The organism is Lysobacter sp. cf310, from assembly GCF_900114355.1.
Classification (GTDB): domain Bacteria; phylum Pseudomonadota; class Gammaproteobacteria; order Xanthomonadales; family Xanthomonadaceae; genus Lysobacter.
In genome coordinates this window covers 1-16,639 of sequence record NZ_FOSS01000010.1, presented here as the reverse complement: position 1 = coordinate 16,639, position 16,639 = coordinate 1, and the positions used below count along the sequence as shown (strand labels likewise).

Below are 16,639 nucleotides of genomic sequence, written 5' to 3'. Positions count from 1 at the left end.
TTCGTCAGCGCTGCGGTCAGCGTGGTCTTGCCGTGGTCCACGTGGCCGATGGTGCCCACGTTCACGTGCGGCTTGGTGCGCTCGAATTTACCCTTAGCCATGATGTCTCTCTCAAGTTCTGTGATTCGTGATTCGGGATTTGGGATTGGCGATGACGGCCGCCCAATCCCTTACTAAAGCTGCGCTCGATCGGGTACCGATGCGAAGTTCGGGAGCCGGCGGATTCTCGCGAATCCGGATCCAGCCCCCGAGTCCGGCGATCAGCTGCCCTTCTTGATCACGGCTTCGGCGATGTTGTTCGGCGCCTCGGCGTAGTGATCGAATTCCATCGTGAAGGTGGCGCGGCCCTGGGTCAGCGAACGGATGGTGGTCGCGTAACCGAACATTTCGCCCAGCGGAACCATCGCGTTGATGGTCTTGCCCGACGGCGTGTCGTCCTGGCCCTGCAACAGGCCGCGACGGCGGCTCAAGTCGCCCATCACGTCGCCGACGTACTCTTCCGGCGTCACGACTTCGACCTTCATCATCGGCTCCAGCAGGACCGGATCGGCCTTGCGGAAACCTTCCTTGAACGCCATCGACGCGGCCAGCTTGAACGCCATTTCCGACGAGTCGACGTCGTGGTACGAGCCGAACACCAACTTGACCTTGACGCCCACGACCGGGAAGCCGGCCAGCGGACCGCTGGTGATGGTTTCGCGCAGGCCCTTCTCGATCGCCGGGATGAATTCCTTCGGAATCACGCCGCCGGTGATGTCGTTGACGAACAGGAAATCGTTCTCGACGTCCTCGTTGGCGCGGTCCTTCTCGTTCATCGGCGACAGCTCGATCACGACGTGACCGTACTGACCCTTACCGCCGGACTGCTTGGCGTGCTTGTAGTCCGACTTGACGTCCGACTTGCGGATCGTCTCGCGGTAGGCCACCTGCGGCTTGCCGACGTTGGCTTCGACGTTGAACTCGCGCTTCATGCGGTCGACGAGGATGTCCAGGTGCAGCTCGCCCATGCCGGCGATGATGGTCTGGCCCGATTCTTCGTCGGTGCGGACGCGGAACGAGGGATCTTCCTGCGCCAGACGGCCCAGGGCGATGCCCATCTTTTCCTGGTCCGACTTGGTCTTCGGCTCCACCGCCATCGAGATGACGGGCTCCGGGAAGACCATGCGCTCGAGGGTGATGATGTGATCCTGCGCGCACAGCGTGTCGCCGGTGGTCACGTCCTTCAGGCCCACGGCCGCGGCGATGTCGCCGGCGCGGACTTCCTTGATTTCGTCGCGCTGGTTGGCGTGCATCTGCAGGATGCGGCCGACGCGTTCCTTCTTCGACTTGACCGGGTTGTACACCTGGTCGCCCGAATTCAACACGCCCGAGTAGACGCGGAAGAAGGTCAGCGAGCCCACGAACGGGTCGGTCATGATCTTGAACGCCAGCGCCGAGAACGGCTCGGTGTCGGACGCCTTGCGGCTGTCTTCCTTCTCGTCCTCGTCGATGCCCGGAACCGGCGGACGGTCGGACGGCGACGGCAGCAGGTTGATCACGCCGTCGAGCATGGCCTGCACGCCCTTGTTCTTGAACGCCGAACCGCAGAACACCGGCACGATCTCGACGCGCAGGGTGCGCGCACGCAGACCGGCGATGATCTCTTCCTCGGTCAGCTCGCCCTCGTTGAGGTACTTGTCCATGAGCTCTTCCGAGGCTTCCGCCGCGGCTTCGACCATGAACGCGCGCGCTTCCTCGGCCTTCGACTGCAGGTCGGCCGGGATGTCGCGGTACTCGAACTTGGTGCCCTGGGACGCGACGTCCCAATGGATCGCCTTCATCTTGAGCAGGTCGACCACGCCCTCGAAGCCTTCTTCGGCGCCGATCGGCACCTGCATCGGCACGGCGTAGGCGCCCAGACGGGCCTTCAGCTGCTCAACGACCTTGTCGAAGTTGGCGCCGGTGCGGTCCATCTTGTTGACGAACGCCATGCGCGGCACGGAGTACTTGTTGGCCTGGCGCCACACGGTCTCCGACTGCGGCTGCACGCCGCCCACGGCGCACAGCACGAACACCGCGCCGTCGAGCACGCGCAGCGAGCGCTCGACTTCGATGGTGAAGTCGACGTGTCCGGGGGTGTCGATGATGTTGAAGCGGTGCTCCGGCAGGGACTTGTCCATGCCCTTCCAGAACGCGGTGGTCGCGGCGGAAGTGATGGTGATGCCGCGCTCCTGCTCCTGCTCCATCCAGTCCATCGTCGCGGCACCTTCGTGCACTTCGCCGATCTTGTGGCTGACGCCGGTGTAGAAAAGGATACGTTCGGACGTCGTGGTTTTGCCCGCGTCGATGTGGGCCATGATGCCGAAGTTGCGGTAACGCTCGATGGGAGTGGTGCGAGCCACGGGACCCTCTCGTAAGTTTTCGAATTCCAGATGGCCGGACGCCGCCTCGTGGGCGGCCTCCGGTTCGCTAGGCGGCCATTACGCCGCCGCGGCAGCGCGCGACGCGCTGCTGAGGCCCGGGCACCGCTCAGGTGCCCTGGGGCGCTCGGATCACCAGCGGTAGTGGGCGAACGCCTTGTTCGCTTCCGCCATACGGTGGGTTTCTTCGCGCTTCTTGATCGCGCCGCCGCGGTTTTCCGAGGCGTCGAGCAGTTCGGCGGCGAGCTTGCGCGGCATGGTGTTCTCGCCGCGCTTGCGCGCCGACTCGATCAGCCAACGCATCGCCAGGGCCATACGGCGCGACGAACGCACTTCGACCGGCACCTGGTAGGTGGCGCCGCCGACGCGACGCGACTTCACTTCGACCGCGGGCGAGACGTTGCCGAGGGCCTTTTCGACCAGCTCGAGCGCGTTCGGGTTCTTCTCCCCGATCACGTCCATGGCGCCGTAGACGATCTTCTCGGCGACGGACTTCTTGCCGCTCTGCATGACCATATTGATGAAGCGCGCGATCGTCTCGCTGCCGTGCTTGGGATCGGGCAGGACCGAACGCTGCGGGGTGGAACCTTTACGCGACATGGTGCGTACCTATTCTCGTGATTCTTGACAGACGTGCTTGCGGGCGGCGGCGCCTTGGGGCGCGCGCCTGGGCAGCTACGCGCTTAGGACTTCGGACGCTTCGCGCCGTACTTGGAACGGCTCTGGCGACGCTTGGCGACACCGGCGGCGTCGAGCGAGCCGCGAACGGTGTGGTAGCGCACGCCCGGCAGGTCCTTGACTCGGCCGCCGCGGATCAGCACCACGCTGTGCTCCTGCAGGTTGTGGCCTTCGCCGCCGATGTACGAGATGACCTCGTAACCGTTGGTCAGACGAACCTTGGCCACCTTACGCAGCGCCGAGTTCGGCTTCTTCGGGGTGGTGGTGTACACGCGGGTGCAAACGCCGCGACGCTGCGGGCAGTTCGCGAGCGCCGGCGAGGCGCTCTTGTAGGTGGTCGCCTGCCGCGGCTTGCGGACGAGCTGATTGATCGTTGCCATCAGGAACTCTTTGGTGAGGGGCGGTGAGGCCACTACGTTGAGAAGCAAACGGCAAGCCGGCAAAACCGGCCCACCGAGACGAAAAAGTATAGCCCGCGTTCGACGTTACCGTCAACGCGAGCTATCGGAACAGCCGCCCGCCGCGGGGTTTCCGCGTGGCACAGCCGTTCTACTACCTGCGATCCCGCCCTGCCCTGGACCGAACACGAGGCGCTCCGTGCGCCTCTTTTCGTGATCTGGGACGTCCCGAGGGACAGTCCGAACTGCCAACTATACGTTACTTGGCGCCAGTGTGCCAGCGCCGACCGGCGGCCCGCCCTCCCCCGCGCACGGGAGAGGGTCGGAACCCGGGTCCAGGCCTCAGGAGGCGCTGGACTCGTCGCCGGTCTCGGCTGCGACTTCGGCCTCGACGACGACCGGGGCCGGAACCTCGACCGCCACGGCGACCGGGCCGGACAGCGCCTCCATCTCCGAGTCGGTCAGACCCGAGGCGTTCTTGCGGCGCTGGGTGTGGTACGCCAGGCCGGTGCCGGCCGGGATCAGGCGACCCACGATCACGTTTTCCTTCAGACCGCGCAGGCCGTCGCGGGTACCGCGCACGGCGGCCTCGGTCAGGACGCGGGTGGTCTCCTGGAACGACGCGGCCGAGATGAACGATTCGGTCGCCAGCGAGGCCTTGGTGATGCCCAGCAGGACCGGCTCGTACTTGGCCGGGATCTCGTTGCGCGCCAGCAGGCGGGCGTTCTCCTCGACGAAGCGCTGACGCTCGATCTGCTCGCCGTGCAGGAACTTGCTGTCGCCCTGGTCGGTGATTTCGACCTTGCGCAGCATCTGACGGACGATCACTTCGATGTGCTTGTCGTTGATCTTCACGCCCTGCAGGCGGTAGACGTCCTGGATTTCCTTGGTCAGGTACACGGCCAGGGGCTCCACGCCGAGCAGGCGCAGGATGTCCTGCGGGCTCGGCTCGCCGTCCACCACGGTCTCGCCCTTCTCCACGTGCTCGCCTTCGAACACGATGATCTGGCGGTACTTCGGGATCAGCTCTTCGTGCTCGTTGCCGTCGGTGTCCTTGATGATCAGGCGCTGCTTGCCCTTGGTGTCCTTACCGAACGAGACGATGCCCGAACGCTCGGCCAGCACGGCCGGGTCCTTGGGCTTGCGCGCCTCGAACAGGTCGGCCACGCGCGGCAGACCGCCGGTGATGTCGCGGGTCTTGGAGGCTTCCTGCGGGATCTTGGCGACCACGTCGCCCACGCCCACCGGGGCGCCGTCCTGCAGGTTGACGATCGAACGCGGCGGCAGCAGGTACTGCGCCGGCAGATCGGTGCCCGGAATCGACAGGTCCTTGCCGTTCTTGTCGACGATGCGCACGACCGGACGCAGGTCCTTGCCCTGCGAGCCGCGACGCTTCGGATCGGTGATCTCGCGCGAGGCCAGGCCGGTCAGGTCGTCGGTCTTCTCGATGACGGTCACGCCGTCGACGAAATCGACGAAGCGGATGAAGCCCGCCACTTCCGACACGATCGGGTGGTTATGCGGATCCCAGTTCGCGACCTGCTGGCCGGCCTTGATCTCGGCGGCGTCCTTGACGCTGATGGTGGCGCCGTAGGGCAGCTTGTAGCGCTCGCGCTCGCGGCCGTGCGGGTCGAGGACCGACAGTTCGCCCGAACGCGACACCGCGACCAGGTGGCCGTTGGCGTGCGCGACGTGCTTGAGGTTGTTGAACTTGATCGAACCGGTGGTCTTGACCGTGACGTTGTCGATCGCCGCCGCACGCGAAGCCGCGCCGCCGATGTGGAACGTACGCATGGTCAGCTGCGTGCCGGGCTCGCCGATCGACTGAGCGGCGACGACGCCGACCGCTTCGCCGTGGTTGACTAGGTGGCCGCGGCCGAGGTCGCGACCGTAGCAGTGCGCGCACACGCCGAAGGCGCTTTCGCAGGTGATGGTCGAGCGGACCTTGATCGACTGGACGCTGGCGTCCTCGAGCTTGGCCACCCAGGCTTCGTCGAGCAGGGTGTTGCGGGTGACGATCGGATCCTCGTCGTTGCCCGGCAGGAACACGTCCTCGGCCACGACACGGCCCAGCACGCGATCGCGCAAGGGCTCGACCACGTCGCCGCCTTCGACGATCGGGGTCATCATCAGACCCTCGACGGTGCCGCAGTCGGTTTCGGTGATCACCACGTCCTGCGCCACGTCGACCAGACGACGGGTCAGGTAACCCGAGTTCGCGGTCTTGAGCGCGGTGTCGGCCAGACCCTTACGGGCACCGTGCGTGGAGTTGAAGTACTCCTGCACGTTCAGGCCTTCGCGGAAGTTCGCCTTGATGGGCGTCTCGATGATCGAGCCGTCCGGACGCGCCATCAGGCCGCGCATACCGGCCAGCTGACGGATCTGCGCCTGCGAACCGCGGGCGCCCGAGTCGGCCATGATGTACAGCGAGTTCATCGACTTCTGGTCGACGGCCTCGCCCTTGGCGTTGGTGATGTGATCGGTGCCGATCGCGTCCATCATCGCCTTGGCGACGCGTTCGTTGGTGCGCGACCAGATGTCGACGACCTTGTTGTAGCGCTCGCCGGCGGTGACCAGGCCCGACTGGTACTGCTGCTGGATTTCCAGCACTTCCCCTTCGGCCTCGGCGACGATGCCTTCCTTTTCCTTCGGGATGATCATGTCGTCGATGCCGATCGAGACGCCGGCGCGGGTCGCGTAGGCGAAGCCGGTGTACATCAGCTTGTCGGCGAACACGACCGTGTCCTTCAGGCCCAGCATGCGGTAGCAGCTGTTGATCAGGCGCGAGATGTTCTTCTTGGTCAGCTCGGTGTTGGCCAGCGCGAACGGCAGGCCGTCCGGCAGGATCTCGCGCAGCAGGGCGCGGCCGACGGTGGTGTCGACGATCGAGGTCTTCGGCGTGCGGGTGCCGTCCTCGTTGACCACGGTCTCGCTGATGCGGACCTTGACCTTGGCGTGGATCTGCACGACGCGGTTGTCGTAGGCGCGCTTGACTTCGGCCACGTTGGCGAACGCCATGCCTTCGCCCATCTTGTTCTCGAGGGCGCGGGTCATGTAGTACAGGCCCAGCACCACGTCCTGCGACGGCACGATGATCGGCTCGCCGTTGGCGGGCGACAGGATGTTGTTCGACGCCATCATCAGGGCGCGCGCTTCCAGCTGGGCCTCGAGGCTCAGCGGGACGTGCACGGCCATCTGGTCGCCGTCGAAGTCGGCGTTGAACGCGGTACAGACCAGCGGGTGCAGCTGGATGGCCTTACCTTCGATCAGGACCGGCTCGAACGCCTGGATGCCCAGACGGTGCAGGGTCGGGGCGCGGTTCAGCAGCACCGGGTGCTCGCGGATCACCTCTTCGAGGATGTCCCACACCTCGGCCTCTTCACGCTCGACCAGCTTCTTGGCGGCCTTGATCGTGGTGGCCAGGCCGCGACGCTGCAGCTTGGCGAAGATGAAGGGCTTGAACAGCTCCAGCGCCATCTTCTTCGGCAGGCCGCACTCGTGCAGGCGCAGGGTCGGACCGACCACGATGACCGAACGGCCCGAGTAGTCCACGCGCTTGCCGAGCAGGTTCTGGCGGAACCGGCCCTGCTTGCCCTTGATCATGTCGGCCAGCGACTTGAGCGGGCGCTTGTTGGTGCCGGTGATGGCGCGGCCGCGACGGCCGTTGTCCATCAGGGCGTCGACCGACTCCTGCAGCATGCGCTTCTCGTTGCGCACGATGATGTCGGGCGCGTTGAGCTCGAGCAGGCGACGCAGACGGTTGTTGCGGTTGATGACGCGGCGGTACAGGTCGTTCAGGTCGGAGGTCGCGAAGCGGCCGCCGTCCAGCGGGACCAGCGGACGCAGATCCGGCGGCAGCACCGGCAGCACGGTCATGACCATCCACTCGGGGCGGTTGCCCGACTCGAGGAAGGCTTCGACCAGCTTGATGCGCTTGGTGAGGCGCTTGAGCTTGGTTTCGCTGTTGGTCGAGGCGATCTCTTCCTTCAGCTGGATCATCTCGGCCTGGAGGTCGATCGTGCGCAGCAGGTCGTAGACCGCCTCGGCGCCCATCGCGGCCTCGAAGTCGTCGCCGTGCTCCTGGCGCGCCTGCAGGAACTGCTCTTCGGTCAGCAGGTTGCCGCGCTCGAGCGGGGTCAGGCCCGGCTCGGTGACGACGTAGGCTTCGAAGTACAGGATGCGCTCGATGTCGCGCAGGGTCATGTCCAGCATCAGGCCGATACGCGACGGCAGCGACTTGAGGAACCAGATGTGGGCGACCGGCGAGGCCAGGTCGATGTGACCCATACGCTCGCGACGGACCTTGGCCAGAGTGACCTCGGTACCGCACTTCTCGCAGACCACGCCACGGTGCTTCATGCGCTTGTACTTGCCGCACAGGCACTCGTAGTCCTTGATCGGTCCGAAGATCGCGGCGCAGAACAGGCCGTCGCGCTCGGGCTTGAAGGTACGGTAGTTGATGGTTTCCGGCTTCTTCACTTCACCGAACGACCACGAACGGATCAGGTCGGGCGAAGCCAGCGCGATCTTGATCGCGTCGAAGTCCAGCGCGGGGCGCTGCTGGTTGAAGAGGTTGAGCAAGTCTTTCATTTGAACTCTCCGGGAATCGGGATAGAGAAAGGGGAACGTCGGTTCTGGAGATCCGGTCGGGCCAGGGTCGCTTCAGCGCCCTCGCCCGGGTCCGGAGTCCGGCTGTCCTCAGTTCTCTTCCAGCTCCATGTTGATCGCGAGCGAGCGGATTTCCTTCACCAGCACGTTGAAGGACTCCGGCATGCCGGCGACCATCTCGTACTCGCCGTCGACGATGTTCTTGTACATCTGGTTGCGGCCCTGCACGTCGTCGGACTTCACCGTCAGCATTTCCTGCAGGGTGTAGGCCGCGCCGTAGGCTTCCAGCGCCCAGACTTCCATTTCGCCGAAACGCTGGCCGCCGAACTGCGCCTTGCCGCCCAGCGGCTGCTGGGTGACGAGCGAGTACGGACCGGTCGAACGCGCGTGCATCTTGTCGTCGACGAGGTGGTTCAGCTTCAGCATGTGCATGTAGCCGATGGTGACCGGACGCTCGAACGCCTCGCCGGTACGACCGTCGTGCAGGATGGTCTGACCGCTGCTCGGCAGTTCGGCCAGTTCCAGCATGCGCTTGATCTCGACTTCGGCCGCGCCGTCGAACACCGGCGTCGCCATCGGCACGCCGTCGGTCAGGTTGTGGGCCAGCGTCAGCAGCTCTTCGTCGCTGAACTGCTTCAGGTCCACGCGCTGACCATGCACCTTCTGGTCGTGGTTGTAGATCTCGTCGAGGAACTTGCGCAGCTCGGCGATCTTCTGCTGAGCTTCCAGCATGCGCTGGATCTTCTGACCCAGGCCCTTGGCGGCCCAGCCCAGATGCACCTCGAGGATCTGGCCGATGTTCATACGCGACGGCACGCCCAGCGGGTTCAGCACGATGTCGACGGTCTGACCGTCGGCGGCGTACGGCATGTCCTCGACCGGAACGATGGTCGAGACCACGCCCTTGTTGCCGTGACGGCCGGCCATCTTGTCGCCCGGCTGGATGCGGCGCTTAACGGCCAGGAACACCTTCACCATCTTCAGCACGCCCGGCGCGAGGTCGTCGCCCTGGGTGATCTTCGAACGCTTGTCGGTGAAGCGGCGCTCGAATTCCTTCTCGTGGGTGTCGATCTGCTTCTGGGCGCGCTCGATGGCGTCGATCGCCTCGTCGTCCTTCATGCGCAGGGTGAACCACTCGGACTTCTTCAGGCCGGCGAGGAACGCCTCGGTGATGACGTCGCCCTTCTTCAGGCCGGCGCCGCCGTTGGCGACCTTGCCGACCAGCTGCGAACGCAGGCGGGCGTAGATCGCGCTCTCGAGGATGCGGAACTGATCGTCGAAGTCCTTCTTGACGCGCTTGATCTCGGATTCCTCGATCTGGCGCGCGCGCTTGTCCTTCTCGATGCCGTCGCGGGTGAAGACCTGCACGTCGATGACGGTGCCGTCCATGCCCGGGGGCACGCGCAGCGAGCTGTCCTTAACGTCGGAGGCCTTCTCGCCGAAGATCGCGCGCAGCAGCTTCTCTTCCGGAGTCAGCTGCGACTCGCCCTTGGGCGTGACCTTGCCGACCAGGATATCGCCGGCGCGCACTTCGGCGCCGATGTAGACCACGCCGGACTCGTCGAGGCGGTTCAGGGCCTGCTCGGAGACGTTCGGGATGTCGGCCGAGATTTCCTCCGGCCCCAGCTTGGTGTCGCGGGCGACGCAGGTCAGCTCTTCGATGTGGATCGTGGTGTAGCGATCCTCTTCGACCACGCGCTCGGAGAGCAGGATCGAGTCTTCGAAGTTGTAGCCGTTCCACGGCATGAACGCGACCAGCATGTTCTGGCCGAGCGCGAGCTCGCCGATGTCGGTCGAGGGACCGTCGGCCAGCACGTCGCCGCGGGCGATCACGTTGCCCACCTTCACCAGCGGAGTCTGGTTGATACAGGTGTTCTGGTTCGAACGCGTGTACTTGATCAGGTTGTAGATGTCGACGCCGGCGTCGGTGACGTCGGTGATCTCGTCCTCGTTGACCTTGACCACGATGCGGCCGGCGTCGATCTGTTCGATCACGCCGCCACGCAGGGCGTTCACGGTCACGCCCGAGTCGCGCGCCACGGCGCGCTCGATGCCGGTGCCGACCAGCGGCTTCTGGCTACGCAGGGTCGGAACGGCCTGACGCTGCATGTTCGCGCCCATCAGCGCGCGGTTGGCGTCGTCGTGCTCGAGGAACGGAACCAGCGCCGCCGCGACCGACACGGTCTGCATCGGCGAGACGTCCATGTAGTGGATTTCGCTCGGCGGCTTCAGCAGCGACTCGCCCTGGTAGCGGCAGGCCACGAACTGGTCGGTCATCGCGCCCTTGTCGTCCTGGGTCGCGTTGGCCTGGGCGATGACGTACTCGTTCTCTTCGATCGCCGACAGGAACTCGATGTCGTCGGTGACCTTGCCGTCCACGACCTTGCGGTACGGCGTCTCGAGGAAGCCGTACTTGTTGGTGCGGGCGAACACGGCCAGCGAGTTGATCAGGCCGATGTTCGGGCCTTCCGGCGTCTCGATGGTGCAGACGCGGCCGTAATGGGTCGGGTGCACGTCGCGCACTTCGAAGCCGGCGCGCTCGCGGGTCAGACCGCCCGGGCCGAGGGCCGACACGCGACGCTTGTGCGTGACTTCCGACAGCGGGTTGTTCTGGTCCATGAACTGCGACAGCTGCGAGGAGCCGAAGAACTCCTTGATCGCGGCGGCCACCGGCTTGGCGTTGATCAGCTCCTGCGGGGTCAGGCCTTCGGACTCGGCCATCGACAGGCGCTCCTTGACCGCGCGCTCGACGCGGACCAGGCCCACGCGGAACACGTTCTCGGCCATTTCGCCGACCGAACGCACGCGGCGGTTGCCGAGGTGGTCGATGTCGTCGACGGTGCCGCGACCGTTGCGGATCTCGGTCAGGACGCGGATCACGTCCAGGATGTCGGAGGTGTCGCCCAGCTCATTGCGCAGGCGCGCGGACTCTTCGTCCTTGCGCTCGGCGAAGTACTTGGCGTCGTACAGCACCGAGGCGCCGGTGGTTTCCTTGCGGCCGATGCGACGGTTGAACTTCATCCGGCCGACGCCCGACAGGTCGTAGCGTTCGAAGGTGAAGAACAGGTTGTGGAACAGGTTCTGCGCGGCGTCCTTGGTCGGCGGCTCGCCCGGACGCATCATGCGGTAGATCTCGACCAGCGCTTCCAGCTGCGTCTTGGACGGATCGATGCGCAGGGTGTTGGACAGGTACGGACCGCGGTCGAGGTCGTTGACCCAGATCGTGCCGACGGTGTCGATACCGGCCTTGCGGAACGCGGCCAGCTGGTCGTCGCTGATCTCGTCGTTGGCCGAGGCCAGCAGTTCGCCGGTCTTGGCGTCGACGACGTCGTGCGACAGGATGCGGCCGACCAGGTACTCGTCCGGCACGGCCAGGGCGGCGACGCCGGCCTGCTCGAGCTGCTTGACGTGGCGCGCAGTGATGCGTCGGCCGGCCTCGACGATGACCTTGTCGCCGTCGGCGAGGTCGAAGTTGAGGGTCTCGCCGCGCAGGCGCTCGGGGATCAGCTCGAGCTGGACGCCTTCCTTCGGATCGATGTGGAAGGTGTTGATCTCGAAGAACTGCGCGAGCATCTCTTCGTTGTTGTAGCCGAGCGCGCGCAGCAGCACGGTGACCGGCAGCTTGCGGCGGCGGTCGATACGGGTGAACAGCGCGTCCTTCGGGTCGAACTCGAAGTCCAGCCAGGAGCCGCGGTACGGGATGATGCGGGCGCTGTACAGCAGCTTGCCCGAGCTGTGGGTCTTGCCGCGGTCGTGGTCGAAGAACACGCCCGGCGAACGGTGCAGCTGCGAGACGATGACGCGCTCGGTGCCGTTGACGATGAAGGTGCCGTTGTCGGTCATGAGCGGAATCTCGCCCATGTAGACCTCCTGCTCCTTCACGTACTTGATGGCCTTGGTCGACGACTCGCGGTCGTAGATCACCAGGCGCACGGTCACGCGCAGCGGGGCGCCGTAGCTGAGGCCGCGGTTACGGCACTCGCGCTCGTCGAACGCCGGATCGCCGAGCTTGTAGCCGACGTATTCGAGGGCGGCGTTGCCGCTGTAGCTGGAGATCGGGAACACCGACTTCAGGGCCGCATGCAGGCCGCGATCGGCGCGCTTGCTCGGCTCGGTGTTCTCCTGCAGGAATTCGCGGTAGGAGTCGACCTGGATGGCCAGCAGGAAAGGCACTTCGAGAATCGACTTGCGCTTGCCGAAGTCCTTGCGGATGCGCTTCTTTTCGGTGAACGAGTACGTCATGGTGAGCTACCGCCTCGGTTTTCTGGTGGGTTTTCGACACGCCGTTGCGGCGCTTCGGGCAGATCGCGCGTCCGCGACCGCAAACCCAGAGGGAACGAAGAACTGACAGTGGGAAGTCGCTGGTATTGCCGGCACCAGCACGCCTTCTCCCGCTACTTCCGACTGCCAACTCGGGACTTTGTTTCCGATATTCCAACAACGGCCAAAGGCCGGGGACTTTCGTCCCCAGCCTCAGGTGGTCGCCAGGATGAATCCGGCGACGCGATGCAACTTACTTCACTTCGACGGTCGCGCCAGCGGCCTCGAGGTCCTTCTTCATCTTCTCGGACTCTTCCTTCGAAGCGGCTTCCTTCACGGTCTGCGGAGCGCCTTCGACCAGGTCCTTCGCTTCCTTCAGGCCCAGGCCGGTGATGGCACGGACGGCCTTGATGACCTCGACCTTCTTCTCGCCGGCGGCCTTCAGGATGACGTTGAACTCGGTCTGCTCTTCGACCGGGGCGGCGGCGACGGCCGGGCCGGCCGAAGCGACGATCGGGGCGGCGGCGGAGACGCCGAACTTCTCTTCGATCGCCTTGACCAGCTCCATCACTTCGAGAAGGGTCTTCTCGGCGATGGCGTCGACGATCTGTTCGTTGGACAGGGACATGTGATTAACCTTTTAGGAAATTGATCTTACGAATCGGTTCAGTAGGTATTCGCTGAGCGAACGGCGATTACGCCGTTTCCGCTTCGGCTTCGGCCGGTGCGGCTTCGCCGCCGCCTTGCTTGTCGGCCACGGCCTTGACGGCGCGGGCGAACATGCTTGCGGGTTCGGCGAGGACGCGCGCCAGCATGGCCAGGGCCTGCTCGCGGGTCGGCAACGAGGCCAGCACTTCGACGTGGCTGCCCGGGTACAGCTGGCCGCCCATGGCGACCACCTTGGCCTGCAGCTTGTCGTTGCCCTTGGCGAATTCCTTGATCAGACGCCCGGCAGCGCCGGGTTCTTCCGTCGAGAACGCGTACAGCAGCGGACCGACGAGGGCGTCTTGGGCGCACTCGTATTCGGTACCAGCCACGGCGCGGGAAGCCAGGGTGTTCTTGACGACACGCAAGTACACACCGGTTTCACGAGCCTTCTTGCGCATGGCGGTCATCTGAGCGACCGTCGTGCCCGCGTACTCGGCAGCAACCAAGGAGTGAGCCTTCGCGGCGACTTCTGCCAGCTCGGCGACTACTTCTTGCTTCTGAGACAGATTAAGAGCCATAAACACTCCTCTTGTGAACTCCGCTTACGGCTCCTGCCGCTTGCGGTCCTGAGCGGCACCTGTCCTTGGCGCCGGGGACGCCTGGGGCGTCCCGGGTGGTGGCCTTTCCTGAAAGGTTTCAGTAGGGCGGCACCATCTGCGCGGGCCCGGCTCCGAAGAGTCCGAATTAAGCGATCCCGCTAGTACCGACGGCGACTCCTTGCCAAACCGAGCTTCCGTGCCCGTCGTCGATACGCGCTGACCGCGCCTGCGGTCTTTGACGGCTTCGTTCGGGGACTGGCCCCTGGCGATGCCCTCAAAAATCTAGGAGTGAGACGAGAACAGTGAGAAACGAGTAGGAGCGAACTTGGCTTTTCGCTCACTCCTCACTTCCCCGCACTCACTCCTATTTGTTTCTTACTTGAGCGCCAGCGACGCCTGGTCCACGGTCACGCCGGGGCCCATGGTCGAGCTGATCGAGATCTTCTGCAGGTACTGACCCTTGGCGGTCGACGGCTTGGCCTTGATCAGGTCCAGCAGCAGCGCCTGCAGGTTGTCCTTCAGCGAGGCGTCTTCGAACGAAGCCTTGCCGATGGTGCAGTGGATGATGCCGGCCTTGTCGGTGCGGTAACGCACCTGGCCGCCCTTGGCGTTCTTGACCGCTTCGGCCGGGTTCGGCGAGACGGTGCCGACCTTCGGGTTCGGCATCAGGCCGCGCGGGCCCAGCACCTGGCCGAGCTTACCGACCACGCGCATGGCGTCCGGCGTCGCGATGACGACGTCGTAGTTCAGGTCGCCGGCCTGCATCTTCTCGGCCAGGTCGTCCATACCGACGGCCTCGGCGCCGGCGGCCAGGGCCTCGTCGGCCTTGGCGCCCGCGGGGGCGAACACCGCCACGCGCACGGACTTGCCGGTACCGGCCGGCAGCACGGTCGAACCGCGCACCTGCTGGTCGGACTTCTTGGCGTCCACGCCCAGACGCACGGCGACGTCGACGGACTCGACGAACTTCGCCTTGGTCGCGGTCTTCACGATCTTGATGGCCTCGTCGAAGGCGTAGGCCTTACCCGGGACCACGGCGGCCTTGATTGCTTTTTCGCGCTTGCTGATCGCCATGTCTTAGCCCTCCACCACGAGACCCATGCTGCGGGCCGAACCCGCAATCGTCTTCACCGCCGCGTCCAGGTCGGCCGCCGTCAGGTCGGCTTCCTTCGCCTTGGCGATGTCCTCGAGCTGCTTACGGGTGACCTTGCCGACCTTCTCGGTGTTCGGGCGCTTGGAGCCCGAGCTGATGCCGGCGGCCTTCTTCAGCAGCACCGAAGCCGGGGTGCTCTTGGTGATGAAGGTGAAGGTACGGTCGGAGTACGCGGTGATGATCACCGGGGTCGGAAGACCCGGCTCCAGCTTGGAGGTCGCGGCGTTGAACGCCTTGCAGAACTCCATGATGTTGAGGCCGCGCTGACCGAGGGCGGGGCCCACCGGCGGCGACGGATTGGCCTGACCGGCCTTCACCTGCAGCTTGATGTAACCAACTACTTTCTTAGCCATCTTCTTCTCTCCGGGTGCAAGCGCCTGGGTCTCAGGCTCCCCATCGGACCGGGAATATCACGTGTCCCGGCTTCACGTTTTTTTCAGACGCCGACAGCCGCCTTGCGGCGGCTGCGGTTTCCTGGTTCGGTGCGCGCCCTGGGCTGCGCAGCCGGAAAGTATAGCAGGCTTTCCGGAACCCTGCTGGAGGGCGCCGGAGCCCCGGTCAGGCCTTCTCGACCTGGCCGAACTCGAGCTCGACCGGGGTCGAGCGGCCGAAAATCAGCACCGCCACGCGCAGGCGGCTCTTGTCGTAGTTGATTTCCTCGACCACGCCGTTGAAGTCCACGAACGGACCGTCGATGACGCGGACCATCTCGCCGGGCTCGAACAGGACCTTGGGCTTGGGCTTCTCGACGCCATCCTGAACGCGCTGCAGGATCATGTCCGCCTCGCGGTCCTGGATCGGCAGCGGACGGTCGGCGGTGCCGCCGATGAAGCCCATGACCTTCGGGGTTTCCTTGATCAGGTGCCAGCTTTCGCTGTCGATGCGCGGGATACCGGCTTCGTCGTGGGTGGCGATCTGGACCAGCACGTAGCCCGGGAAGAACTTGCGCTCGGAACGGCGCTTCTGGCCGGAGCGCATCTCGACCACTTCCTCGGTCGGAACCAGGACGTCGCCGAAGCGCTCCTGCATCTCGAAACGCACGATGCGATCGCGCAGCGCCTGCGCCACCGACTTCTCGAAGCCGGAGTAGGCGTGAACGACGTACCAGCGCTTATGTACTTCGGTCATTGCCTCAGTGCCCCAAAATCAGTTTGACCAGTTCGGCGATGATCAGATCGAAGCCGGCCAGGATCAGGCTGAGGATCGCGACCGCGATCATCACTACCCAGGTGGTGCGCATGGCTTCCTGGCGGGTCGGCCAGACCACCTTGCGCAACTCGAAACGCGACTCGGACAGGAACTCGAGCGTCTGGTGGCCCTTGGCGGTGGTCAGGAACACGCCGATGCCGGCGACCAGACCGACGACCACGACCAGCGCGCGCAGCGCGGTGGCCCAATCGAACCAGTAGAACGCGAACACGCCGCCAGCGACCAGAAGCACCGCCAGGGCGTACTTGACGAAGTCGCCTGCGGACGCAGAACCGTGTTGTTCGACCTTGCTGTTCATCCGTTCCATCGCGGGGGCGCTTGCGCAGCCGCCTTCTTGGTGAAAGTCCGACCACGGGGCCGGGCTTGCGCGGAGGGATCCGCATTGCCTAGGTGGCACGCCAGGAGGGACTCGAACCCCCAACCTGCGGTTTTGGAGACCGCTGCTCTGCCAATTGAGCTACTGGCGTATTGCTTCGAACCGGCCCGCGGGAGTCCCGCAAGACTCGGTTTCCTCTAAACAGCGAAGGCGGACCGTGCTTACCGGCCCGCCGTTCGCGGCTCGCGACGGCCTTGCGACCGTCGCTGAGATCTTACTTGATGATCTTCGCCACCACGCCGGCGCCGACCGTACGACCGCCTTCGCGGATCGCGAAGCGCAGGCCGTCGTCCATCGCCACCGGGTTGATC

12 protein-coding genes, 1 tRNA gene and 1 pseudogene are annotated in these 16,639 nt (G+C 65.1%); all 14 read right to left on the bottom strand.

Features of this window, described 5'->3' with window-relative positions; genetic code table 11:
* Nucleotides 1-101, bottom strand: a 101-nt coding sequence (locus tag BMZ45_RS20985; protein ID WP_031270842.1) for a GTP-binding protein, incomplete at its 3' end; no start/stop codon positions are given.
* 159 nt (nucleotides 102-260) lie between these two features.
* On the bottom strand, nucleotides 261-2,381 hold the full coding sequence (gene fusA / locus BMZ45_RS20980; protein WP_091638455.1) for an elongation factor G: 2,121 nt from the start codon (nucleotides 2,379-2,381) through the stop codon (nucleotides 261-263).
* Between the two features lie 150 nt (nucleotides 2,382-2,531).
* Complete coding sequence (rpsG, locus tag BMZ45_RS20975; protein ID WP_055902462.1) at nucleotides 2,532-2,999, bottom strand: 30S ribosomal protein S7; 468 nt, start codon at nucleotides 2,997-2,999, stop codon at nucleotides 2,532-2,534.
* An 83-nt stretch (nucleotides 3,000-3,082) separates the two neighbouring features.
* Nucleotides 3,083-3,457 carry a 30S ribosomal protein S12 gene (gene rpsL, locus BMZ45_RS20970; protein WP_036115437.1) on the bottom strand — a complete coding sequence of 125 codons (375 nt, stop codon included), beginning with the start codon at nucleotides 3,455-3,457 and terminating at the stop codon, nucleotides 3,083-3,085.
* A gap of 360 nt (nucleotides 3,458-3,817) precedes the next feature.
* Nucleotides 3,818-8,065, bottom strand: coding sequence for a DNA-directed RNA polymerase subunit beta' (gene rpoC, locus BMZ45_RS20965; RefSeq protein WP_091638454.1), 4,248 nt, complete (start codon nucleotides 8,063-8,065; stop codon nucleotides 3,818-3,820).
* A gap of 108 nt (nucleotides 8,066-8,173) precedes the next feature.
* Complete coding sequence (gene rpoB / locus BMZ45_RS20960; protein ID WP_091638453.1) at nucleotides 8,174-12,325, bottom strand: DNA-directed RNA polymerase subunit beta; 4,152 nt, start codon at nucleotides 12,323-12,325, stop codon at nucleotides 8,174-8,176.
* 271 nt (nucleotides 12,326-12,596) lie between these two features.
* Nucleotides 12,597-12,971 carry a 50S ribosomal protein L7/L12 gene (gene rplL, locus BMZ45_RS20955; RefSeq protein ID WP_056183343.1) on the bottom strand — a complete coding sequence of 125 codons (375 nt, stop codon included), beginning with the start codon at nucleotides 12,969-12,971 and terminating at the stop codon, nucleotides 12,597-12,599.
* A gap of 67 nt (nucleotides 12,972-13,038) precedes the next feature.
* Nucleotides 13,039-13,569: a 50S ribosomal protein L10 gene (gene rplJ, locus BMZ45_RS20950; protein WP_057160015.1), complete on the bottom strand. Its 531-nt coding sequence runs from the start codon at nucleotides 13,567-13,569 to the stop codon at nucleotides 13,039-13,041.
* A 396-nt stretch (nucleotides 13,570-13,965) separates the two neighbouring features.
* On the bottom strand, nucleotides 13,966-14,664 hold the full coding sequence (gene rplA / locus BMZ45_RS20945) for a 50S ribosomal protein L1 (RefSeq protein ID WP_055902452.1): 699 nt from the start codon (nucleotides 14,662-14,664) through the stop codon (nucleotides 13,966-13,968).
* 3 nt (nucleotides 14,665-14,667) lie between these two features.
* Nucleotides 14,668-15,096, bottom strand: a complete 429-nt coding sequence (rplK, locus tag BMZ45_RS20940) for a 50S ribosomal protein L11 (protein ID WP_091638452.1) — start codon at nucleotides 15,094-15,096, stop codon at nucleotides 14,668-14,670.
* A 205-nt stretch (nucleotides 15,097-15,301) separates the two neighbouring features.
* A complete protein-coding gene (gene nusG / locus BMZ45_RS20935; protein ID WP_056183347.1) occupies nucleotides 15,302-15,871 on the bottom strand; it encodes a transcription termination/antitermination protein NusG in 570 nt (189 codons plus the stop codon).
* A gap of 4 nt (nucleotides 15,872-15,875) precedes the next feature.
* Nucleotides 15,876-16,250 (bottom strand): preprotein translocase subunit SecE, encoded by a 375-nt coding sequence (gene secE, locus BMZ45_RS20930; protein ID WP_091638451.1) that lies wholly within the window; start codon nucleotides 16,248-16,250, stop codon nucleotides 15,876-15,878.
* Between the two features lie 93 nt (nucleotides 16,251-16,343).
* Nucleotides 16,344-16,419, bottom strand: a tRNA-Trp gene (locus BMZ45_RS20925).
* Nucleotides 16,420-16,542: 123 nt separating this feature from the next.
* Nucleotides 16,543-16,639: pseudogene (locus tag BMZ45_RS20920) on the bottom strand (elongation factor Tu); the annotation flags it as partial.

Bases quoted from the DNA above. Each gene is read 5' to 3' on its own strand.
- rpsG (WP_055902462.1), bottom strand. From the start codon at position 2,999: ATGTCGCGTAAAGGTTCCACCCCGCAGCGTTCGGTCCTGCCCGATCCC.
- rpsL (WP_036115437.1), bottom strand. From the start codon at position 3,457: ATGGCAACGATCAATCAGCTCGTCCGCAAGCCGCGGCAGGCGACCACC.
- rpoC (WP_091638454.1), bottom strand. From the start codon at position 8,065: ATGAAAGACTTGCTCAACCTCTTCAACCAGCAGCGCCCCGCGCTGGAC.
- rpoB (WP_091638453.1), bottom strand. From the start codon at position 12,325: ATGACGTACTCGTTCACCGAAAAGAAGCGCATCCGCAAGGACTTCGGC.
- rplL (WP_056183343.1), bottom strand. From the start codon at position 12,971: ATGTCCCTGTCCAACGAACAGATCGTCGACGCCATCGCCGAGAAGACC.
- rplJ (WP_057160015.1), bottom strand. From the start codon at position 13,569: ATGGCTCTTAATCTGTCTCAGAAGCAAGAAGTAGTCGCCGAGCTGGCA.
- rplA (WP_055902452.1), bottom strand. From the start codon at position 14,664: ATGGCGATCAGCAAGCGCGAAAAAGCAATCAAGGCCGCCGTGGTCCCG.
- rplK (WP_091638452.1), bottom strand. From the start codon at position 15,096: ATGGCTAAGAAAGTAGTTGGTTACATCAAGCTGCAGGTGAAGGCCGGT.
- nusG (WP_056183347.1), bottom strand. From the start codon at position 15,871: ATGACCGAAGTACATAAGCGCTGGTACGTCGTTCACGCCTACTCCGGC.
- secE (WP_091638451.1), bottom strand. From the start codon at position 16,250: ATGAACAGCAAGGTCGAACAACACGGTTCTGCGTCCGCAGGCGACTTC.